The organism is Wenzhouxiangella sp. XN24 (assembly GCF_011064545.1).
Taxonomy (GTDB): domain Bacteria; phylum Pseudomonadota; class Gammaproteobacteria; order Steroidobacterales; family XN24; genus XN24.
Map to the genome: position 1 here is coordinate 217,049 of NZ_JAAMFG010000026.1, position 20,459 is coordinate 237,507.

General features: G+C 67.6%; 20 protein-coding genes and 1 tRNA gene. 4 read left to right on the forward strand and 17 right to left on the reverse strand.

The genetic code is table 11. The features are described 5' to 3' along the window. Positions 1–48: 48 nt before the first annotated feature. The 11 genes from G6032_RS03835 to G6032_RS03885 all read right to left on the reverse strand — a co-directional run bounded on the left by G6032_RS03835 (position 49) and on the right by G6032_RS03885 (position 11,558). Entirely contained in the window at positions 49–1,341 is a 1,293-nt protein-coding gene (locus tag G6032_RS03835; protein ID WP_165280812.1) for an adenylosuccinate synthase, read from the reverse strand. A 23-nt stretch (positions 1,342–1,364) separates the two neighbouring features. Then, the gene (locus G6032_RS03840; protein ID WP_165280813.1) at positions 1,365–1,556 is read right to left on the reverse strand and encodes a DUF2065 domain-containing protein; all 192 of its coding nucleotides are present in this window, start codon (positions 1,554–1,556) and stop codon (positions 1,365–1,367) included. A gap of 16 nt (positions 1,557–1,572) precedes the next feature. Then, positions 1,573–2,451: a protease modulator HflC gene (gene hflC / locus G6032_RS03845; protein ID WP_165280814.1), complete on the reverse strand. Its 879-nt coding sequence runs from the start codon at positions 2,449–2,451 to the stop codon at positions 1,573–1,575. After that, positions 2,451–3,611 (reverse strand): FtsH protease activity modulator HflK, encoded by a 1,161-nt coding sequence (gene hflK / locus G6032_RS03850; protein WP_165280815.1) that lies wholly within the window; start codon positions 3,609–3,611, stop codon positions 2,451–2,453. Before hflK ends, hflC begins: the two co-directional genes overlap by 1 nt. Before the next feature lie 52 nt (positions 3,612–3,663). Then, positions 3,664–4,992: a ribosome rescue GTPase HflX gene (hflX, locus tag G6032_RS03855; protein WP_165280816.1), complete on the reverse strand. Its 1,329-nt coding sequence runs from the start codon at positions 4,990–4,992 to the stop codon at positions 3,664–3,666. Between the two features lie 20 nt (positions 4,993–5,012). Then, positions 5,013–5,264 carry an RNA chaperone Hfq gene (gene hfq / locus G6032_RS03860; RefSeq protein ID WP_165280817.1) on the reverse strand — a complete coding sequence of 84 codons (252 nt, stop codon included), beginning with the start codon at positions 5,262–5,264 and terminating at the stop codon, positions 5,013–5,015. 102 nt (positions 5,265–5,366) lie between these two features. Then, positions 5,367–6,338: a tRNA (adenosine(37)-N6)-dimethylallyltransferase MiaA gene (miaA, locus tag G6032_RS03865; protein WP_346763748.1), complete on the reverse strand. Its 972-nt coding sequence runs from the start codon at positions 6,336–6,338 to the stop codon at positions 5,367–5,369. Next, a complete protein-coding gene (gene mutL / locus G6032_RS03870; protein ID WP_165280818.1) occupies positions 6,328–8,112 on the reverse strand; it encodes a DNA mismatch repair endonuclease MutL in 1,785 nt (594 codons plus the stop codon). The genes miaA and mutL overlap by 11 nt, the downstream gene beginning before the upstream one ends. 76 nt (positions 8,113–8,188) lie before the next feature. Next, positions 8,189–9,499, reverse strand: coding sequence for an N-acetylmuramoyl-L-alanine amidase (locus G6032_RS03875; RefSeq protein WP_165280819.1), 1,311 nt, complete (start codon positions 9,497–9,499; stop codon positions 8,189–8,191). A 108-nt stretch (positions 9,500–9,607) separates the two neighbouring features. Continuing rightward, entirely contained in the window at positions 9,608–10,084 is a 477-nt protein-coding gene (tsaE, locus tag G6032_RS03880; protein WP_165280820.1) for a tRNA (adenosine(37)-N6)-threonylcarbamoyltransferase complex ATPase subunit type 1 TsaE, read from the reverse strand. Beyond that, positions 10,065–11,558, reverse strand: a complete 1,494-nt coding sequence (locus G6032_RS03885; RefSeq protein ID WP_346763749.1) for an NAD(P)H-hydrate dehydratase — start codon at positions 11,556–11,558, stop codon at positions 10,065–10,067. Before G6032_RS03885 ends, tsaE begins: the two co-directional genes overlap by 20 nt. A 45-nt stretch (positions 11,559–11,603) precedes the next feature. On the opposite strand from G6032_RS03885, the gene queG reads away from it, so the two are divergent. Both queG and G6032_RS03895 read left to right on the forward strand, forming a co-directional pair. Beyond that, complete coding sequence (gene queG / locus G6032_RS03890; protein WP_165280822.1) at positions 11,604–12,653, forward strand: tRNA epoxyqueuosine(34) reductase QueG; 1,050 nt, start codon at positions 11,604–11,606, stop codon at positions 12,651–12,653. A gap of 76 nt (positions 12,654–12,729) precedes the next feature. Further along, positions 12,730–13,719, forward strand: a complete 990-nt coding sequence (locus G6032_RS03895; RefSeq protein WP_165280823.1) for a GGDEF domain-containing protein — start codon at positions 12,730–12,732, stop codon at positions 13,717–13,719. Between the two features lie 30 nt (positions 13,720–13,749). Here the strand turns inward: G6032_RS03895 and panD are convergent, their stop codons facing one another. From panD to pcnB, 6 genes are read right to left on the reverse strand one after another with little or no spacing between them, the layout of a single operon-like run. Then, positions 13,750–14,130, reverse strand: a complete 381-nt coding sequence (gene panD / locus G6032_RS03900) for an aspartate 1-decarboxylase (protein WP_165280824.1) — start codon at positions 14,128–14,130, stop codon at positions 13,750–13,752. Between the two features lie 36 nt (positions 14,131–14,166). Further along, positions 14,167–15,063, reverse strand: a complete 897-nt coding sequence (panC, locus tag G6032_RS03905) for a pantoate--beta-alanine ligase (RefSeq protein ID WP_346763750.1) — start codon at positions 15,061–15,063, stop codon at positions 14,167–14,169. Beyond that, the gene (gene panB / locus G6032_RS03910) at positions 15,060–15,896 is read right to left on the reverse strand and encodes a 3-methyl-2-oxobutanoate hydroxymethyltransferase (RefSeq protein WP_165280825.1); all 837 of its coding nucleotides are present in this window, start codon (positions 15,894–15,896) and stop codon (positions 15,060–15,062) included. The genes panC and panB overlap by 4 nt, the downstream gene beginning before the upstream one ends. Positions 15,897–15,951: 55 nt before the next feature. Then, positions 15,952–16,605, reverse strand: a complete 654-nt coding sequence (locus tag G6032_RS03915) for a deoxynucleoside kinase (RefSeq protein WP_165280826.1) — start codon at positions 16,603–16,605, stop codon at positions 15,952–15,954. Further along, entirely contained in the window at positions 16,605–17,105 is a 501-nt protein-coding gene (gene folK / locus G6032_RS03920; protein WP_206211784.1) for a 2-amino-4-hydroxy-6-hydroxymethyldihydropteridine diphosphokinase, read from the reverse strand. The genes G6032_RS03915 and folK overlap by 1 nt, the downstream gene beginning before the upstream one ends. Positions 17,106–17,107: 2 nt before the next feature. After that, positions 17,108–18,514 (reverse strand): polynucleotide adenylyltransferase PcnB, encoded by a 1,407-nt coding sequence (gene pcnB / locus G6032_RS03925; protein WP_165280827.1) that lies wholly within the window; start codon positions 18,512–18,514, stop codon positions 17,108–17,110. A gap of 176 nt (positions 18,515–18,690) precedes the next feature. On the opposite strand from pcnB, the gene G6032_RS03930 reads away from it, so the two are divergent. After that, positions 18,691–18,765: transfer RNA gene (locus tag G6032_RS03930), tRNA-Glu, on the forward strand. 86 nt (positions 18,766–18,851) lie between these two features. Beyond that, positions 18,852–20,456 (forward strand): peptide MFS transporter, encoded by a 1,605-nt coding sequence (locus tag G6032_RS03935; protein ID WP_165280828.1) that lies wholly within the window; start codon positions 18,852–18,854, stop codon positions 20,454–20,456. Positions 20,457–20,459: the final 3 nt, after the last annotated feature.

Consider the following 20,459-nt stretch of genomic DNA (forward strand, 5'->3'; position numbering starts at 1 on the left):
GTGATCTCCGGGGACCGGACGACGCTGGGCCCTGGCGCGCGCGGTCCGTCAGTCGAAGGGATTGCGCAGCACGATCGTCTCGGCGCGATCAGGCCCCGTCGAAATGATCTCGATGGGCACTCCGACCACATCCTGCAGGCGGTCGAGGTAGGCACGTGCGTTGTCGGGCAGCGCATCGTATTGCGTGATCCCGACGGTGGAGCAGTTCCAGCCCGGCATATCCTCGTAGACCGGCTCGCAGTCCGCATACTGCTCGGCCGCGAGCGGCGGCGTGTCCACCACCTGGCCATCGACGCGGTAGCCCACGCAGATGCGGATCGTGTCGATGGCGTCCAGGACGTCCAGCTTCGTGATGCACAGGCCCGAGACGCTGTTGAGCGAGATCGAGCGGCGCAAGGACACGGCGTCGAACCAGCCGCAGCGGCGCGCGCGACCGGTCACCGAGCCGAACTCGTGGCCGACGCGCGCGAGATGCTCCCCCATCTCGTCGAACAGTTCCGTCGGGAAAGGCCCGGCGCCGACACGCGTGGTGTAGGCCTTGACGATCCCGAGCACGTGATCGATGGAGCGCGGCCCGATGCCCGCCCCCGTGCAGGCCCCACCCGCCGTCGTGTTGGACGAGGTGACGAAGGGGTAGGTGCCGTGATCGATGTCCAGCAGGGCGCCCTGCGCGCCTTCGAACAGCACGTTGGCGCCGGCCTTCCGGTAGCCGTCCAGGAGCGCCACGACGTCGGCGACCATCGGCCGGATACGTTCGCCGAGCGCGAGGAGATGCTCGAGCGTCTGCTGGAAGTCAACCGTGTCGCGGCCAAAGTACCGTTGCAGGACGAAGTTGTGGAAATCCAGGACCTCACCGAGCTTCGCGGCGAACCGCTCGCGGTGCGCGAGGTCGGATACCCGCAGGGCGCGGCGCGCGACCTTGTCTTCGTAGGCCGGACCGATGCCACGCCCGGTGGTGCCGATCGCGGCGGCACCCTTGGCGTGTTCGCGCGCCAGGTCGAGGGCCACGTGCGAGGGCATGATCAGCGGGCAGGCCGGGCTGATCCGGAGGCGCTCCACGACAGGAACGCCGCGGGCGGTCAGTTCGTCGACCTCGGTGAACAACGCGTCAGGCGACACCACCACCCCGTTGCCGATCAGGCAGGCGACGCCGTCGCGCAGTATTCCGGAGGGCAGCAGTCGCACGATCGTCTTCTGGCCTTCGATGACCAGGGTATGGCCGGCATTGTGCCCACCCTGGAAACGGGCGACTGCGGCCACCTTGTCGGTGAGCAGATCGACGATCTTGCCTTTGCCCTCGTCACCCCACTGGGTGCCGATGACGACCACGTTCTTGCCCACGCCTGCGTCCTCCCCGCGATCCCTCAGGAACGCACCAACCACAACAAAAGCAGGCCCGAGGCAATGCTTGCGAGGCCCACCAAACGGAGTTTATTTTCCGGCATCCGGGATAACTCGGCCATGACCCGACGGGAACCTCTCGGGTTCGCAAACGGCAAGAGGCCTTCGATCACCATCACCAGCGCGATGGCCGACAAGAGGTCCGTCCAGTCCATCGCGCCGCAGGGCCTGTCAGCGGTCGCGGCCGCCCATGGGATCCTTCAGGTACTGGAAGAATTCGCCCTCCGGCGAGATGACGAAGACGTCGTCGCCCCGGCCGAGCGAAGTCCGGTAGGCCTGCATGCTGCGCCAGAAATCGTAGAATTCCTGGTCGCGACCGAACGCTTCCGCGTAGATATCGGCCGCACGCGCATCGCCGGCACCCCGGATCCGCTGCGCGTCGCGCTGCGACTCGGCGATGATGACGGTCCGCTGGCGGTCGGCGTCGGCGCGGATTCTTTCCGCGGTTTCGGCGCCCTCGGCGCGCAGCTGCGAGGCGACGCGGGCGCGTTCCTGCCGCATGCGGTTGAACACGCTCTCGCTGACGTCCGGCGGGAGGTCGAGGGTCTTGACGCGCACGTCGATGATGTCGATCCCGAGTTCCCGCGCGGTCACCCCGGCGCTGTCCATCAGTTCATCGATGACTTCCCGGCGATCGGCCGTCACCACTTCCTGCAGCGTCTGGCGCGCGAACTGCGCCCGCAAGCCGTCCTTGATGATTTCCAGCAAGCGGCTCGTGGCGAGACGCTCGTCGCCGCCGGTGGACCGGAAGTACTGGCTCGGATCGGTGATGCGCCACTTGACGTAGAAATCGACCCGCAGGTTCTTCTTCTCGGCCGTCAGGAACGCCTCGTTCGGGTTGTTACGCGTCAGGACCCGGTCGTCGAACTTCCTCACGGTGTTGACGAAAGGCGTCTTGAAATGGAGTCCCGGTTCGAAGTCCGCCCGGACGATTTCGCCGAAGCGCAGTTTCAGGGCGTATTCGCGCTCGTCGACGATGAACAGGGACATGGACAGCACCAGCGCGGCGCCGGCGATGATCAGCAGGATTAAAGCAGCACGAGGATTCATTAACGTGTCCCCCTGGCGCGCAGGTCGGCAGGGTCACTCTGCCGCTCGGTTTGCCGTAACGGCGTGACCTGCCCGAGATCCGCGGGATCACCCATCTGGTTCTGACGCTGGCCCGAGCGCTTCATCAACTCGTCGATCGGCAGGTACATCAGTGTGCCGCTTCCTTCCGCGTCGAGAATGACCTTGTTCGTCCCGCCCAGGACCTGCTCGACCGTCTCGTAATAGAGACGCTGACGCGTGACTTCCGGGGCCCGCGCGTACTCGGTAAGCAGCGCGAGGAAGCGATCGGATTCACCCTCCGCTTCCGCGATGACCTGCTCGCGATAGGCTTCCGCCGCCTCTACCAGACGGGCCGCGTTACCACGAGCGCGCGGCACGACGTCGTTCGCATAGGCCTCGGCTTCCAGCGCCAGGCGCTCGCGATCCTCGCGCGCCTTGATCGCGTCCTGGACCGCGGCTTCGACCTGGGAGGGGAAGTTCGAATCCTCGAGGTTGACCGAGGTGATCTCGATCCCGGCGCCGTAGGAGTCCAGCGTCGCCTGGATGATTTCGCGAGCCCGGGACGCCACTTCGGCACGACCCTCGGTCAGGACGAAATCGAGCGTGCTCTTGCCGACGACTTCGCGAATGGCCGTCTCGGTGACTTCGCCGAGCGTCTCCTCCGGGGAACGCACGTTGAACAGGTAGGCGCGCGCATCCGCGCGGCGGTACTGCACGCGCAGATCGACGCTGACGATGTTCTCGTCGGCCGTCAGCATCCGGGTCGAGTGCGTGAACGATGCGACCTGGGTGACATTGACCGTCTCGACCCGCTGGATCGGATAGGGAATGTGCCAGTGCAGGCCCGGCAGGGTGATCTTGTTGAAGGCGCCGAACTGCAGCACGACGCCGCGCTCCGCCTCGTCCACCTGGTAGAAGCCGGACAACGCCCAGAGCACCGCCCCGGCCGCCCCGATCAGCCCGATGCCCGCCAGGGCCCCGCCGCTGCCACCGCTGCCACCGCTGCCGCCGCCAGAACCACCGGCGCCGCGTTTGCCGCCGAAAATGCCGGAGACTTTCCGCTGCAAGTCGCGTACGACCTTGTCGAGATCCGGGGGTCCTTCCTTGCGCCCTCCCGAGTTCCAGGGATTGCCGCCCTTGCCAGGTTCATTCCAAGCCATGGTATTCCTTAAATTTACGCTACGCGCGGGGTCCGCCCGGGAGAATTCCTCGTCAGGCAACCGTGCGTGATTGTAGGGATGCGCCCATACCCTCACAAGGGCAGGGCCGTATGCGTCCCCTGTTCAGACCAGTATCGCGACAGAATCGTTCCAACGCCACCTTGGGCGCCTCGACATCGATTTCCCACCCGCCTGACTGGTCCTCCGTCTCCCGACGAACCATGTCGGCATCGTACAGTTTCGCTCGCATGCGCGCTTCCGATGCGTCGAGGTGCACACGCCCCGCCACGCGGCCTTGGCCAAAATGTTCTCGCAAGGCTTGGACCAGCAGGTCCAGGCCCTCGCCGGTGCGCGCCGAAAGCCGCACGCCGCGAATGGCCCCCGTGTCGTCGTACATGAGACTCGGCGGCTCGCCCTGCAGGTCGGTCTTATTGTAAACGATCAACTGCGGCACCTCTTCCGCGCCGATCTCCTCGAGCACGCCGTTCACGTCACCGATGCGCTGGTCGCGCAGAGGATCCGCCAGGTCGACGATGTGCAACAGCAGTTCGGCGTCCTGCGTCTCCCTGAGGGTCGAGCGGAATGCAGCTACGAGCTCGTGCGGCAGGTCGCGCACGAAACCGACGGTGTCCGCCAGCACCACGTCCAGGCCGGGCGCCAGCTGCAGGCCGCGCAACGTCGGGTCGAGCGTCGCGAACAGCTTGTCCGCCGCGTAGACGTCCGCCGAAGTGAGCTGGTTGAACAACGTGGACTTGCCGGCGTTGGTGTAGCCGACCAGCGCGACTGTCGGCACCTCGGCCTTGCGGCGCGTGCGTCGTCCCTGCTCGCGCTGCTTGTCGACGCGCTCCAGCCGGCGGGTCAGGTTGCGGATGCGCTGGGCGAGAAGGCGGCGGTCGGTCTCGAGCTGCGTCTCGCCAGGGCCGCGCAGGCCGATACCGCCTTTCTGTCTTTCCAGGTGGGTCCAGCCGCGCACCAGCCGCGTAGACAGGTGGCGCAGCTGCGCCAGCTCGACCTGTAACTTGCCTTCGAAGCTGCGGGCGCGCTGGGCAAAGATATCGAGGATCAGCCCCGTCCGATCGAGGACGCGGCAGCTCAACGCCTTCTCGAGGTTGCGCTCCTGGCTCGGCGAGAGGGCGTGATTGAACAGCACGAGGTCGGCACCGCTCGCGCGGATGAGCTCGCCGAGTTCCTCGACCTTGCCCTTGCCGATGAAATGGCGGGCGTCCGGCACGGTGCGCGAGGCCAGCAGGCGCCCCGCGATGGTCGCCCCGGCGGACACGGCCAACTGTTCGAGTTCGCCGAGTTCGTCCTCGGAGGGACGTGTGCCAAACCCTATCTGGACCAGTACGGCACGCTCACCGTGCCCCGGACGTTCGAACAAAAAACCTCCCGATCCCCGACTCAGGCGTCCGCGTCGTCGCCGAACGCGTCATCCCCGGTGGAGATCCTGACATTTCGCGAAGGCACGACGGTGGAAATCGCGTGCTTGTAGACCATCTGGCTGACGCTGTTTTTCAACAGCACGACGAACTGGTCGAAAGACTCGACCTGGCCCTGCAACTTGATGCCATTCACGAGGTAAATGGACACCGGTACCTTTTCCCGCCGCAAGGCGTTGAGGAACGGGTCCTGAAGCGACTGCCCTCTGGCCATTGGATGCACTCTCCTGTCGGACCGATCTGGTTGTTTTCGGCTTTGCCTTCACCGCCCGGGCGCAAGCGGGTCCGCGCCTGAAGCGCCCGAAATGAAAGGTTATCACATTCCCGTCCGGCAACCGGCCCCCTGGGAGCCGCACCAGGCAAGAATTTCGTCGAGGTCGTCGGCCCCGCCCCCGGCCAGCCAGCGCACCCCGGATTCGGCGCGCAACCAGGTCATCTGCCGCTTGGCGAGACGACGCGTGGCGGTGACCGCGTCCCGGCGTGCCTCGTCCAGGGTACACGCGCCCTCGAGATAGGCCCAGAGCTGGCGGTATCCCACGGCCCGCAGCGAGGGCAGTCCGGCGTGCAGGTCGCCGCGGGCATGCAGGCCCTCGACTTCCGCGAGGAATCCCGCCGCCATCATGGCCTCGAAGCGCTGCCCGATCGCCACATGCAGTTCGGGCCGCGAAGCCGGGGCCAGCCCCAGCTTGAGGAACGTCCAGCCCGCCGGCGCCCGCGCCGCGGCGGCTTGCAGCTCCGACAATGGCGCCCCGGTGAGCCGCCAGACCTCCAGCGCCCGCTGGATGCGTTGTGAATCGTTCGGATTGATGCGGGCCGCCACCACGGGATCCACGGACGCAAGTTCGGCATGGAGGGCGGGCCAGCCGCGCTGGGCGGCAGCGGTGTCGATCTCGGCTCTCACGGCCGCGTCGGCTTCGGGCAAGGTGGCGAGCCCGCGTTGCAGCGCCCGGAAATACAGCATCGTGCCGCCAGCCAGGATCGGAATGCGCCCGCGCGCGCGCACCTCGTCCATGGCGGTCAGCGCATCGCGAAGGAAGCGGCCGGCCGAGTAGGCCTCGGCGGGATCCACGATGTCGATGAGATGGTGGGGCACCATCGCGCGCACCGCGGCAGAGGGCTTGGCCGTGCCGATATCCATGCCCCGGTAGACGAGTGCAGAGTCCACGCTGATGATTTCGGCCGGCAGTGCGCGCGCCAGTTCGAGCGCCAGCGCCGTCTTGCCGGCGGCGGTCGGCCCCATCAACAGGATTGCCCGGGTCGTGTCCGAAGACGCGTTTTCAGCGGCCACGCAGGAACAGCTTGTCCAGCTCCGGGACGCTCAGCTGCGTCCAGGTCGGCCGGCCGTGATTACACTGGTCCGCACGCTCTGTTTGCTCCATGTCCCTGAGCAACGCGTTCATTTCCGCCACGGTGAGCTGCCGGTTCGCGCGCACCGCACCGTGACAGGCCATCGTGCCCAGCAACTGGTTGATGCGTTCCTCCAGCCTGCGGCTGCTGCCCTGCTCGGCGAGGTCGGAGAGAATGTCGCGCAACAGGGACTCCGTGTCCGCCGACTGCAGGAGGGCGGGAACCTGGCGCACCACCAGCACGTCCGGTCCGCGGCGGTCGAGTTCGAAGCCGAATTGCGCCAGGTCCGGCGCGAACGCCTCCGCCAGCTCCGCCTCTGTCGTCGAGACGCGCAGGCTGATCGGGACGAGCAGCGGCTGGCCCGGGGCGCCGCTGCCCGACAAGGAATGTTTCAGCCGTTCGTAAAGCACGCGCTCGTGTGCGGCATGCATATCGACGATCACCAGCCCGTCGCGATTCTGGGCGAGGATGTAGATCCCGCCCAACTGCCCGAGGGCGTATCCGAGTGTCGGCGTGTCGTCTTGCGCCGCCTGGCTGCGATCGTGGACGTCGTCGTCGCTTCCAGCACCGGTGAAGGCCGGCCAGGAGGATTCCGGAGGGACCGGCTCGCGGGCGGCGAAGCGCATTGCGTCCTGCCGTGCCGGGCCGGTCCAGGCGCTGCTGTCGGCTTCGGAGGCGAAGCGCGGGGTCGCCGGCGGCGGCGCGCTGCCCGCCGCCGGGCGGGTCCCGGCCAGGGCCTGCTCGACCGCCCGGTAGAGAAATCCGTGGATGCTGCGTGCGTCGCGAAAGCGGACCTCGTGCTTGGTCGGATGCGCATTGACATCCACCAGCGCGGGATCCATCTCGAGGTACACGACATAGGCGGGGTGGCGACCGTGAAACAATACGTCGGCGTAGGCCTGGCGCATCGCGTGGGTCACCAGGCGGTCGCGGATCATCCGCCCGTTGACGAAAAAATACTGCAGGTCCGGCTGCGAGCGCGAGAAGGTCGGCAAGCCCAGCCAGCCGGTCAACCGCAATCCGGCGGCGCCCTGGTCGATGTCCATCGACTGCGCCGCGAACAGCTCGCCGCACACCTCTCCGAGCCGGCGCAGCCGGGCCGCCGGATCGGCCGCCGGGCGCAGATCGAACAGCACCTTGCCATCGCGACTGAGACGAAAACCCGTCGTGAAACACGACAGTGCCAGGCGCCTCACGACCCGTTCGACGTGCGACAACTCGGTCCGCTCCGCGCGCATGAAGCGACGCCGTGCGGGCGTGTTGAAGAACAGGTCGCGCACCACGATGGTGGTGCCCTGCGGGTGGGCCGCGGGGACCGGCGAACCGAGCCGAGAGCCGTCGGACTCCACTTGCCACGCATCATCCGCGCCGACGGGTCGCGAGGTGACCGACAGTCGGGACACGGAGGCAATACTCGGCAGGGCTTCGCCGCGAAACCCCAAGGTTCCGACACGCTCGAGGTCCTCGAGGCTGGTGATCTTGCTGGTGGCATGGCGGGACAACGCAAGGGCGAGCTCGTCCCGGGGGATGCCGCAACCGTCGTCGCGCACGAGGCAGCGTCGCAGTCCGCCCCCATCGACCTCGATCTCGATGCGGGTGGCGCCTGCGTCGAGGCTGTTCTCGACCAGCTCCTTGATCACGGACGCCGGACGCTCGACCACCTCGCCGGCGGCGATCTGGTCGATGAGTTGCGCTGGAAGCTGGCGGATGGGCATGGGCACACGCAAGCATACCAAAGGGACCGCCGCACGCGGCCTCCGCCCTGAACCCCGGGGCGCGCCCCGGAAGCCCTCAGCCGCCGGGGATGGCGATCACCTGGCCGACACGAATCTTGTCGTTTTTCAGGTTGTTGTGGCGGCGCAGGACGGGGACGCTGACGTTGTACTGGCTCGCGATGCCCGAGAGCGTGTCGCCGCGCGCAATCACGATCTCACGTGGCATACCGCCGCGGGCGCGATGCTGGGCGACCCAGGTACCGGGCGGCGGATTGGCGTAGAAGTACTCGCGCAGGCCGGACATCAGCGCCGTGGCCACCTTTTCCTGGTAGGCCGGCTGCCGCAAGAGCGTCTCTTCCTCGTGATGCGAGATGAAAGCCGTCTCCACGAGGATCGAGGGAATGTCCGGCGCCTTGAGGACCACGAAGCCGGCCTGTTGCACCGTGCTCTTGTGCAGGCGATTCACCGCGCCGAGGCGATTCAACACGAAGTCGCCCGCGTCCAGGCTGGCGCCGATCGAAGCGTTCTGCGAAAGATCGAGCAACACCGAGGCGAGCAGATCGTCCTTGTCGTCCAGGCTCACACCGCCCACGAGGTCGGCGGCATTCTCCCGCGCCGCCAGCCACCGGGCGGCCTCGTCAGTCGCGCCCTTGGGCGACAATACGTATACCGAAGAGCCGCGGGCCTTGGGGTTATTGAAGGCATCCGCGTGGATGGAAATGAAGAGATCGGCGCCGTGCTCACGCGCGCGTTCGACACGCTGCTGCAAGCTGAGAAAATAGTCTCCGTTACGCGTCAGCGCGGCGCGCATGCCCGGTTCGCGGTCGATATGGCCTGCAAGCCGTCGCGCGATGGCGAGCACCACATCTTTCTCATAGGTGCCTTTGCGCCCCACCGCGCCCGGGTCCTCTCCGCCATGACCGGCATCCACCGCGATCACGAGATCGCGGCTGCCCTCGTCCGCGCGCACCGTCGGGCGCTGCACAGGGCGGCGCTGCGCATCGAGTTCCACGATCAGCCGATGCCCGTAGCGCCCCTTCGGGGGCACCAGGAAACTGCGCGCATTCGTCATCGCATCCAGATCGAGCACCAGGCGTGCCGCGCCGTCGGAACGGTTGGCGCCGCGCACCGAGCGGATTGCGCCGGCGCCCGCGGGCAGGTCGGCCAGCGGCATCACGAGCCGGGCCGCGGACAGATCGATGACCACGCGACTCGGGTTCTGCAAGGTGAACAGCCGATGCTCGACCGGCTGCGAAAGATCGAGCACGATACGCGTCGAGTCCGGGCCGGACCACAGGCGCACATCGCGCACTTCTACGGCCGCCTGCAGCGTCGAGGCGAGCAGGCAGGTCAGCAGGAACAGGCTGGCGAGCGTTTTCCTTGGCATTTCCAACAGTTCGGTTGGATATCGGGAGCCAACTTTAAACGCATTCCCCAGTCGATGGCAATATCTATTTATTAAACAGATGGCTGCAAGCGAAACCTGTTGGACTTTCTATTGCGGGAGCGTCCCGCTGGCAGCAAGAATCGCCCGCCCCGCGGGGCTCAGGGGTTCGCAGTCCGCGGCGCGTCCCGTGCCGGCATACTCCAGCGCAAGGCGCACGTCGGCGTCCGGCAGCCGGGCCCCGCCCCGCTCGGCCCACTCGACCAGCACCAGGGTCCCGGGCGCAAGCATGTCCACGAGGCCGAGATAATCGAGTTCCCCGGGGTCGGCCAGCCGGTAGAGGTCGAGATGCACCACGTCGCACGGGGACAGCTCATAAGGTTCCAGCAAAGTGAAGGTCGGACTGCGGACGCGTCCTTCATGACCGAGGCCCCGCAACAGTCCGCGTACCAGCGTCGTCTTCCCGGCACCGAGCGGTCCGGCCAGGTGCACCACCACTGGAGCCCGGCGGGACGCCTCGGCCATCGGCATCGCCAGGGCGCGCCCCAGCGCTTCGGTCGCCGCCGGATCAGCGAGCCTGATGCGCATCGGCCGGATTTACCCAGGCCCGTAGCCCGCCCAGGAGATCGCCGGCCAGCAGGCCCCGTTCGCCCGCCCGCGCCGCGTCGTCCGCCGCCAGGGCATGGAGCAGCACCCCGGCGCTGGCGGACCGTTCCAGGTCGCGCAACTGGGCCGCGAGGCCCGCGATGATCCCGGTGAGCACATCGCCCATGCCGCCGCTCGCCATTCCCGGATTGCCGCGGTCACACAGCCACAAGGTCTCGCCGGCGCCGCACACCAGCGTGCCGGCGCCCTTGAGCACGACCACCGCGCCGTAGCGCTCACGCAGCGCGCGCACCGCGGCCGCCCGGTCTGCTTCGACCGCCGCGGCATCACTGCCCAGCAGGCGACCCGCCTCGCCCGGGTGAGGCGTCACCACGCTATCGCCCAGCCGGCGTGGCGCCTCCGCGACGAGGTTCAGCGCATCGGCGTCCAGCACGCAGGGCAATCCGGAGGCAAGCACACCGTCGAGCAGGTCACGACCCCAGGCGGAGCGGCCCAGTCCCGGCCCGGCCGCGACCACGGTGGCGCGTTCCAGGAGCGGCTCGAGGCCGGCCCGATCTGCCACGCTGCGGCCCATCAGCTCCGGGCGCGCGGCAACCATCGCAGCCACGTGATCCTCGCGCGTCGCAACCGTGACCAGGCCGGCACCGACCCGCAATGCCGCCTCGCCGGCGAGCCGGGCCGCGCCGCCCATCCCGCGATCACCGCCGACCACGAGTACGTGGCCGAAATGCCCCTTGTGGGCATCCCGCGGCCGGCGCGGCAACCAGTCGGACAAAGCCGCGGCTTCGAGGCGCCGCGCGGCCGGCACCATGCCGCGCGCGAGCCCGGCCGGCACGTCGAGCGACGAAAACAGCACTTCGCCGGCCTGCTCGGGGCCGTGCGCGGTGAACAATCCGAGTTTCAGCCCTATGAAACAGGCGGTCACGTGCGCGCGGATCGCCGTACCCATGACACGTCCCGTGTCGGCATGGAGGCCGCTCGGCAGATCCAGCGCAAGCACCGGACGCCGCGTGGCGTTGATCGATTCGATGGCGGATGAGAACGCGCCCGTCACTTCGCGCGAGAGCCCGGTGCCCAGCAAGGCATCGACGAGCGGGCCGTCGCCGCCCGGGTCACCCGTCCCGTCCCAGCGCAGGATCTCCCCGCCTTCACGACGGAAGTCTGCGCTGGCTGCGGCGGCATCGCCCGTCAGCCCGGACGGGTCCGTCACCGACAGCAGCCGCACGGTCAGCCCGGCCCGCCGCGCGAGGCGCGCGACGACATAGCCGTCGCCCGCGTTGTTGCCTGCGCCGCACACGACGGTCAATGCGCGGCTCGCCGGCCACCGGTGCAACAGGGCATGGAATGCGAAGGCGCCCGCGCGTTCCATCAGTTCGCGTCCGGACACGCCATGCAGCTCGATGGCGCGACGATCGAGTTCGCGCACCTGGCCGGCGGTCCAAAGCTCGCGGGGCATCGAGGACATGTCCCTGATTATACTGTCGCCCATGGAGACGCAACCATGATCGAGGCGCGCGATATCTCGGCATGGGGCCGTGAGCTCGGTTTCGGCGCCCTGGGCATCGCCCGCATCGATCTTCCCGATGACGAGGCATGGCTGAAACGCTGGCTGGCCCTGGGGCGCCACGGGGAAATGAACTGGATGGCGCGCCATGGCACGCGCCGCAGCCGTCCGGCAGAGCTGATCCCCGGCACCGTCACCGTGATCTCCGTGCGCATGGATTATTTTCCGCCCGAGGCCGAGCCCGCCGAAGCCGTCCTCGCAGATCGCAGCCTGGGCTACATTTCCCGCTACGCGCTGGGCCGCGACTATCACAAGGTCCTCAGGCAAAGGCTGCAGCGGCTCGCGGAGCGTATCGCCGCCACGGCCGGCCCCTTCGGCTATCGCGTCTTCACCGACAGCGCCCCGGTGCTGGAGAAGGCCCTGGCGCGCGATGCCGGGCTTGGCTGGATCGGCAAGCACACGAACCTGCTGTCACGGGACGCGGGCAGCTGGTTCTTCCTCGGCGAGATCTACACCGACCTGCCGCTGCCGGCGGACGAACCCGGCGCCGCGCACTGCGGCAGCTGCACGGCCTGCATCGAGGCCTGCCCCACGGCGGCGATCGTCGCACCCTACGAACTCGATGCGCGCCTGTGCATCTCCTACCTGACCATCGAGCACCCCGGCGCCATACCCATGCATCTGCGCCCCGCGATGGGCAACCGCATCTACGGCTGTGACGACTGCCAGCTCGTCTGCCCGTGGAACCGCTACGCGCAGCTGGCTGCCGCACCCGATTTCCGTGCCCGGCATGGCCTCGACGCCTCCGGCCTGGTCGCCTTGTTCAGCTGGACCGAAGCGGAGTTCCTCGAACGGACGCTCGGCTCCGCGATCCGGCGGATCGGCCATGAGCGCTGGCTGCGCAATATCTCGATCGCACTGGGCAATGCGGCCCCTGATCCGGCGGCCCGCAGCGCCCTGCTCAGCCGCGCCAACCACGATTCGCCGCTCGTACGGGAACATGTCGCCTGGGCGCTCGAGCAGCACCAGGCCGCCGGCCGACATTGAGTTTGGCCTGTTCAGCGCACAGAATTGCCAACTGCGTCATGGCTGGTGAACCAGCGAATACGGAAGATGAGACACGATGATTAATGCCAACCCGGTTCCCGGGACCTCTGCTGCCGTGGATTTCGTCGACGCGCCCGACATCCGTCATTTTCTCTCGGGACTGTTGCTGTTCAATGGCGTGGATATCCGTTCGGTCGGACCGTTCCTGGCGCGCACGCACCGCCAGGACGTCAAGGCCGGAGAGGTCCTGATCTCGCCCAACATCCGCAATACGCGGGTGTTCGTCATCCTGTCCGGGGCGCTGGAAGTGCGCCTTGAGTCGGCGGACAGTCCGCCGTTGACGATCCTGCATCCGGGACAGTGCGCCGGCGAGATGTCGATCATCGAGGAGAAGGACCCGTCCGCCTGGGTGATCGCGGCGCGAGACTGCCACGTCATGGTGATCGAACAGGACATCCTGTGGCGCATGATCAACGTCTCGCACGCATTCGCACGCAACCTGCTGGTCATCCTGTCCTCGCGTGTGCGTTCGGACAACCAGGTCATCCTCGACAGCGTCGGCGTGCTCCGGGAATTCGAGCGCCATGCGGTGACCGACGCGCTCACCGACCTGCACAACCGCCACTGGCTGGACAACATGTTCCGCCGGCGTCTCGAGCGATGCCTGAAGGACGACACCCCGACCTCGATGGTCATGGTCGACGTCGATGAGTTCAAGCAGTTCAACGACCGATTCGGCCACATCGCCGGCGACCGCGCCTTGCGCCTCGTGGCGGAAACCCTGCGAAACAATTTCCGCCCGGGCGACATGGTGGCGCGCTTCGGCGGCGACGAGTTCTGCATCCTGTTGCCGGGGGCGGAGGTCGAGGATGCACTGGCGTGCAGCGAGCGGGCCCGCTGGGCCGTGCAGAACGCGACCGAAACGGATCCGGCCGCGCCCCGTATCACGCTCTCGGCAGGGGTCGCGGCGACCGAAGCGGGCGACACGCTCGAAGTCCTGATCGCGCGCGCAGACGATGCGCTGTACCGCGCCAAGCTGGGCGGCCGCAACCGGGTCGCGAGCTAGAATTCAGGGCTGGGAGGCGGCGCGCAGGACTCAGGCGGCCTGCACGGGAATCGCATTCCCGGTGCGCGTCACGCGGTTGAGCTCATCGAGATAGACGAGTTTCGGCTTGTGCAGGCGGGCTTCCTGCTCACTCATGGCGCCGTAGGCGCAAATGATCACCCGATCCCCCGGGCGGGCCTTGTGGGCTGCCGCGCCATTCACGGAAATCACGCGCGAACCGCTTTCGGCGCGGATCGCATAGGTCGTGAAGCGCTCCCCGCCGGTGACGTTATAGATCTGGATCTGCTCGTACTCGAGGATGCCCGCGAGTTCCAGCAGGTCGGAGTCGATCGCGCACGAGCCCTCGTAATCCAGCTCTGCGTGGGTCACGCAGGCCCGGTGTAGCTTGGCCTTGAGCAAAGTCAGCTGCATCGGTTCCTCCTTCATCACGCCGTTCTCGCGCGTATCCTATTCCGCCTCACCTGGTTCGACCGGGGGAAGCGCATCCAGTTCAACCGTGACGTTATCGATCAATCGGGCGCGACCCAGGCGGGCCGCCGCCAGGATCACGAACCGGCGATCGGCCGCCAGCGACTGTTCCAGTCCCTCGGGCCGGCGGACCTCGAAATACTCGGGCTCCATGCCTGCCGACCGGATATTTTCCATGCCTGCGTGTTGTATTGCAACAAGATCCTCTTCGCCCGCGGCGAGCGCAGTGCCCGCGGCCTGCAGCGCCGCGTACAGCCCGGAGGCGCGCGATCGCTCCTCCGGCGCCAGGTAACGGTTGCGGGAACTCATTGCCAGTCCGTCGGCTTCGCGCCGCGTCGGCACGCCGGCCACCTCGACGTCGAAGGCCAGGTCCGTCGCCATCCGCCGGATCACGGTCAATTGCTGGAAATCCTTCTCGCCGAACACCGCCACGTCGGGCGCGACGAGGTTGAACAGCCTGGCAACGACTGTCGCCACCCCGGCGAAATGACCCGGGCGCGCGGCGCCGCAGAGTATGCTCGCCAGTCCCGGCGGGGGTTCCACGCGCGTGGTGTCGGTCCGGCCGCGCGGATACATCATGTGCTCGTCCGGCGTGAACACGAGATCACACGACTCGCCCGCGAGTCGCTCGATATCCCCGTCGAGGTCGCGAGGATACGTCGCAAAGTCCTCGGTCGGACCGAATTGCAGCGGATTCACGAAAATGCTTACGACCACGCGATCGGCACGCCGCGCCGCCGCTCGCACGAGGTCCAGGTGCCCCTCGTGCAACCCGCCCATGGTCGGCGCGAATCCTATGCGCAGACCATCGCGCCGCCAGGCGTCGATCTGCTCACGAAGTGCCGCCAGGGTGGCGGCCACCGGCGGGCGCCTCACGAGAACTCGTGCTCCGGGGCCGGGTAGCTGCCGTCCCGAACCGCCGCGACATAGCGCGCCAGGGCATCACCGATTCCCGCTGCACCGGCGAGAAAATCGCGCGCGAAGCGCGGCTTGCGCCCGGTGGTCACCGCCAGGATGTCATAGAGGACCAGGATCTGCCCGTCCACGTCCGGTCCCGCGCCGATGCCGATGACAGGCACCGAGAGTGCGGCCGTAATGGCCTTGCCCAGCGCAGAGGGCACGCACTCGAGCAGCACGATGTCCGCGCCGGCCTCCTGCAGCGCATGTGCATCGTCGAGCATCTGGGTCGCCGCGGACTGTTCACGGCCCTGCACCTTGAACCCCCCCAGCTTGTGCACGGATTGCGGCGTCAGGCCGATGTGGGCGCACACCGGTATATCGCGCGAGGCGAGGAATTCGACGGTACGCACCTGCAGCGCCCCGCCCTCCAGCTTGACCATGGCGGCACCTCCCTCCTGCATCAGGCGCACCGCGTTGGCGAAGGCCGGCTCGGGCAACGCATAGCTGCCGAACGGCATGTCCGCGACCAGGAAGGCGCGGGACACGCCGCGGCGCACGCAGCGGGTGTGATAGACCATGTCGGCCATGGTCACCGGCACGGTCGTGTCGAAGCCCTGCACGACCATGCCCAGGGAGTCGCCGACCAGCACGAGATCCGTGCCGGCTTCGTCCACGGCTGCGGCGAAGCTTGCGTCGTAAGCCGTCAGGCAGGCGATGTTCACGCCATCGGCCTTCATCTTGCGCAGACTGTCGAGGGTGACGGGCGGCTCGGCGCGCGTCCGCTCCTGGAGATGGCTGTACATCGTCATGTTGCAAACCCCCGCTGCGCCACGCGGCTCAGCATGGACAAGTGACGGGCAAACATCAATCCGCCGCCGTGAACGGGATCGGATTGTAATACTGGCGCCCGCCTTCCATGCGGCGGATGCGTTGCAAAAGATCGAGGTAGTCCGCGTCCCGGTTCACCGGATCGATGCCCGCGGCGTTGACGATCAGCAACGGACCCGCGTCGTAGCGGTGAAAATAATCGAGGTAGGCCTCGGACAGTCGTCTAAGGTAGTCGGGACGCACCACCTGCTCGTAGGCGATGCCGCGTCGCCGGACACGATCCATCAGCGCCTCGACGGGGGCCTGGAGGTAGATCACGAGATCAGGCGTCGGGGCGTCGAGCGCCAGGCCCTGGTAGACCTGTTCGTAGAGTCGATATTCCTCGTCCGGCAAGGTGAGGCGGGCGAAAATCCGGTCCTTCTCCAGCAGGAAATCGGCCACGCGCCCGCCCTCGAAGAGATCCGCCTGGCGCATCTCCTGCGCCTGGCGGGCGCGCTGGAAAAGAAAATGCAGCTGGGTCGGCAGCGCATTCGCCGCCGGATCGCGATAGAAACGCTCGAGGAAAGGATTCTCCTCGGCGCGCTCCAGCACGAGTTCGAACTGCAGCGTCTCGGCCAGGCGACGCGCCAGAGACGTCTTGCCGACACCGATCGGCCCCTCGACAGCGATATAACGAAGTTCTCGCGGCATCAGTCGTCCAGTCTTCGAAGATCGGCATTCCCCAGCGCGGCGGCGAGACTCGCCACCCGTGCGCCACCCGGCAAACGCAACTCCGGCGCGATCTCTGCAAGCGGCCAAAGCACGAACGCCCGTTCGGCGAGGCCGGGGTGCGGCAAGGTCAGCGTCTCGGTCTGCAGCCGGCGATCGCCGTACAACAACAGGTCGAGGTCGAGCACACGCGGTCCCCAGCGAGATCCGTCGCGCCGCCGGCCATGCCGATCCTCGATCGCCTGGAGCGCGGCAAGCAACGCATCGGGCGCCAGTGCGGTCAGCAACCCGGCGACCGCGTTGACGTAATCAGGCTGTTCCGCGGGACCCATGGGGGGATTCTGATAGAGAGCGGACCTGGCGACCAGTCGGGTCCGCGGCAGCGCCCGCAGGGCATCGAACGCGCGGCGCAGCTGCATCGCCGGATCGTCCAGGTTGCTGCCGAGCCCGACATAGGCGGGCACCAGAACGCTGTCGTTCATGCTCAGCCGGCGCCGGAGCCGCCCGGCTTGCGCCGTCTCGGCCTGCGGCGGCGGCGCTTACCGGGGGCGGGTTCGCCCGGCGCCGCACCAGATGGCTGCGCCGACCCGCCGGTGCCCGCATCGCCCGGGGCGCCTCGTCGGCTGCCCGGCTCGACCGCGGCGGCCCGCTCGGCCTCGTCCATGGCCTGCAGCCCGGTCCAGAATTCCGCGAGCGCCGGATCGGCATCACCCACCCTGGCCCGCAGGCAGAGGAGATCGTAGGCCGCCCTGAAGCGCGGCCGCGCGAGCATGCCCAGCACGCGCCGCCCACGGGTCTTCTGCAGGCGCAACTGCATGACCATCATCTCTTTCATCGGGGTCGTGATCCGCCTTGGTACCGCGACATGCCGCTGCTGGCGATCTGCCACCTCGTCGGCCGCCAGCAACAACGCCTGGATCGGCGACTCGCCCTCCGCTTCCAGCTGCCTGGCACGGAGTTGCACCGGGCCCCAGAGCAACGCGCAGAACAGGAACACCGGCGTGACCGGCTCATCTTCCGCCACGCGCTGGTCGGTGTTCTCGAGCGTCTCGAGCAGCAGGGCCCGGTACGGTTCCCCGCTCTCGCTGTCGAGCAGGGCATCCACGGCGGGGAACAACTGGGCGAAATGGCCGTAGCGACGCAACAATTCATAGGACGGCACCGCGTGCCCGCCGAGGAACATCTTCAGCACTTCGTCGAAGAGCCGCGCAGGCGGGACGGATTCCAGCAGGGGCGCCAGCGGCCGCAACGGCGCCTCGCTCCCGGGCTCCACGCGGAAGCCGAGCTTGGCCGCGAAGCGCACGGCGCGCAGCAGGCGCACGGGATCCTCGCGATAGCGGGCTTCCGGATCGCCGATCAGGCGCAAGAGGCCGGCGCGGATGTCGTCCACCCCGCCCGCGTAATCCCAGATCGAGAAATCCGCGATGTTGTAGTAGAGCGCGTTGGCGGTGAAGTCCCGGCGCCAGATATCGTCCTCGATATTGCCGTAGCGATTGTCGCGCAGGATCCGGCCCTCGTCGTCCTTCAGCAGCAACGCTTCCTCATCTGCGTCGAGATCGTCCTCGGACGCCCTGAACGTCGCCACCTCGACGATGTCGCGGCCGAAGTAGACGTGGGCGAGGCGAAAGCGCCGGCCGATGAGGCGGCAGTTGCGGAACAGGCGGCGCACGTCTTCCGGGTGCGCGTCGGTCGCGATATCGAAATCCTTCGGCTCGCGCCCCAGCATCAGGTCGCGCACCCCCCCGCCGACGAGGAACGCCTGGTAGCCGGCATCTCTCAGCCGGTACAGCACCTTGAGGGCATTGTTGGAAATCCGGGCGCGCGAAACGTTGTGTTCCGGCCGGGGAATGATCCGTGGCTGTGAATCCGCGCCTGTTGCCGAACTGGCCAATCCGTGTCCGCCTGTGAGAGCCAAGCCCGCAAGTCTACCATGGCGTCGTTGATGCTCCTCGGGCCAGTAAGGTCCGCAGAAGCGCCGCCTGTACCTGCACGGGGCATTGAGTCGGGCCGCTCGGGCCAGTAGAATGCCGGGCCTCGCCGCGATTCCCGTCGCCGCACAACCGCGCTGCTCCGTTCGTCTAGTGGTTAGGACGCTGGCCTCTCACGCCGGTAACAGGGGTTCGAATCCCCTACGGAGCGCCAACTTCATCTGTCCCTGCGCTTGCAGCGCGCCGCCGTTGCTGGGAAAGTCTCGGCTCCGTTCCGTGGACATGCCGTGAAGGGACCCCATGATCAACGAACCGATCGCGCCGGCGAGCGCACCCCACCTGCCCGAGAAAAGCCACCCGCGAGGCCTCTACACGCTGTTCTTCATGGAGATGTGGGAGCGCTTCTCGTATTACGGGATGCGGGCCATCCTCATCCTGTTTCTCGCGGCGGCGGTGGAGCGCGGCGGACTGGGGATCGATATCCCCACCGCGGGCGCGATCTACGGCCTGTACACGGCGGCGGTGTACCTGCTGGCGCTGCCGGGCGGCTGGATCGCGGACCGCCTGCTCGGGCAGCAACGCGCCGTCTGGTACGGCGGCATCATCATCGCGGCCGGCCATTTCTCCATGGCGCTGCCGAGCACGGCCACCATTTTCATCGGCCTGACGCTGATCGCCGTCGGCACGGGCCTGCTGAAGCCGAACATCAGCGCCATCGTCGGCGAGCTGTACCCGAACGACATGGGCGCACGGCGCGACGCCGGCTTCTCGATCTTCTACATGGGCATCAACATCGGCGCCTTCCTCGGCCCCCTGATCTGCGGCTGGCTTGGCGAGGGCTACAGCTGGCACTGGGGATTCGGCGCGGCCGGCGTCGGGATGGTGTTCGGCCTGATCCAGTATCGCGCCACCCAGCATCACCTCGGCGAAGCCGGTGCGGCCCCTACCCCGTTCAGTGACGACCCGGCGATCGATGCACGAAAGAAACGCCAGGTCGCCAATATCGCCTGGGGGGGCGCGGGACTCATCGCGCTGGTGGTGATCACCGGACTGCTCGGCATCCTGCCGCTCAATCCGATCGCCATCGCGGCCAACGCCGGCGTGACGATCGTGGTGCTCGCCGCCGCTTACTTCGCCTGGCTGCTGCTGCGCGGCGGCCTGGACCACCTGGAAAAGCGACGCGTCGGCATGATCATCATCCTGTTCGTCGGCGCGGCGATGTTCTGGTCCGGCTTCGAGCAGGCGGGGTCATCGCTCAACCTGTTCGCCGAGCGGCACACGGACCGCATGCTGTTCGGCTGGGAAATGCCGGCCAGCTGGCTGCAGGCCGTGAACCCGCTGTTCATCATTACGCTCGCGCCGTTCTTCGCCTGGTTCTGGGTGTTCCTCGCGCGGCACAACCTCAACCCGTCGATTCCCGCCAAGTTCGCGCTCGGCCTGATCCAGCTCGGCCTCGGCTTCGGCGTGATGGCCGTGGCGGCGACTTTCGCGGTGCAGGGCGAAACCGTGTTGCCCACGTGGCTCGTGCTCACCTACCTGTTCCACACCATGGGTGAGCTGTGCCTGTCCCCGGTCGGCCTGTCGGCCGTGACGAAGCTGGCACCGCGGCGTTACGTGGGGCAGATGATGGGCACCTGGTTCATCGCGGCTGCGCTCGGCAACCTCATGGCAGGCCTGATCGCGGGACGCTTCGATCCCGAGGCGCTGGAGCAGATGCCGAGCCTGTTCACCATGGTGCTGATGAGCACGGCGGGACTCGGTGTCGTGATGCTGGTGTTCCTGCGGCCGTTCCGCGCCCTTGCTGCAGACCAGTCGCCGGGAATGGTGGCGGGCGACCGGCTGTTCCGCGTCATCGGCCTTACGGCCGTGGCGATCGTCGCGGCGGCAATTTTCCTGGTCGGCTGAGCG

What these genes read in the sequence shown, in the direction of transcription:
- G6032_RS03840 (WP_165280813.1), bottom strand. Translation starts at nt 1,556, where the DNA reads ATGGACTGGACGGACCTCTTGTCGGCCATCGCGCTGGTGATGGTGATC.
- hflC (WP_165280814.1), bottom strand. Translation starts at nt 2,451, where the DNA reads ATGAATCCTCGTGCTGCTTTAATCCTGCTGATCATCGCCGGCGCCGCG.
- hflK (WP_165280815.1), bottom strand. Translation starts at nt 3,611, where the DNA reads ATGGCTTGGAATGAACCTGGCAAGGGCGGCAATCCCTGGAACTCGGGA.
- hfq (WP_165280817.1), bottom strand. Translation starts at nt 5,264, where the DNA reads ATGGCCAGAGGGCAGTCGCTTCAGGACCCGTTCCTCAACGCCTTGCGG.
- mutL (WP_165280818.1), bottom strand. Translation starts at nt 8,112, where the DNA reads ATGCCCATCCGCCAGCTTCCAGCGCAACTCATCGACCAGATCGCCGCC.
- G6032_RS03875 (WP_165280819.1), bottom strand. Translation starts at nt 9,499, where the DNA reads ATGCCAAGGAAAACGCTCGCCAGCCTGTTCCTGCTGACCTGCCTGCTC.
- tsaE (WP_165280820.1), bottom strand. Translation starts at nt 10,084, where the DNA reads ATGCGCATCAGGCTCGCTGATCCGGCGGCGACCGAAGCGCTGGGGCGC.
- G6032_RS03885 (WP_346763749.1), bottom strand. Translation starts at nt 11,558, where the DNA reads ATGCCCCGCGAGCTTTGGACCGCCGGCCAGGTGCGCGAACTCGATCGT.
- queG (WP_165280822.1), top strand. Translation starts at nt 11,604, where the DNA reads ATGATCGAGGCGCGCGATATCTCGGCATGGGGCCGTGAGCTCGGTTTC.
- G6032_RS03895 (WP_165280823.1), top strand. Translation starts at nt 12,730, where the DNA reads ATGATTAATGCCAACCCGGTTCCCGGGACCTCTGCTGCCGTGGATTTC.
- panD (WP_165280824.1), bottom strand. Translation starts at nt 14,130, where the DNA reads ATGCAGCTGACTTTGCTCAAGGCCAAGCTACACCGGGCCTGCGTGACC.
- panB (WP_165280825.1), bottom strand. Translation starts at nt 15,896, where the DNA reads ATGACGATGTACAGCCATCTCCAGGAGCGGACGCGCGCCGAGCCGCCC.
- G6032_RS03915 (WP_165280826.1), bottom strand. Translation starts at nt 16,605, where the DNA reads ATGCCGCGAGAACTTCGTTATATCGCTGTCGAGGGGCCGATCGGTGTC.
- folK (WP_206211784.1), bottom strand. Translation starts at nt 17,105, where the DNA reads ATGAACGACAGCGTTCTGGTGCCCGCCTATGTCGGGCTCGGCAGCAAC.
- G6032_RS03935 (WP_165280828.1), top strand. Translation starts at nt 18,852, where the DNA reads ATGATCAACGAACCGATCGCGCCGGCGAGCGCACCCCACCTGCCCGAG.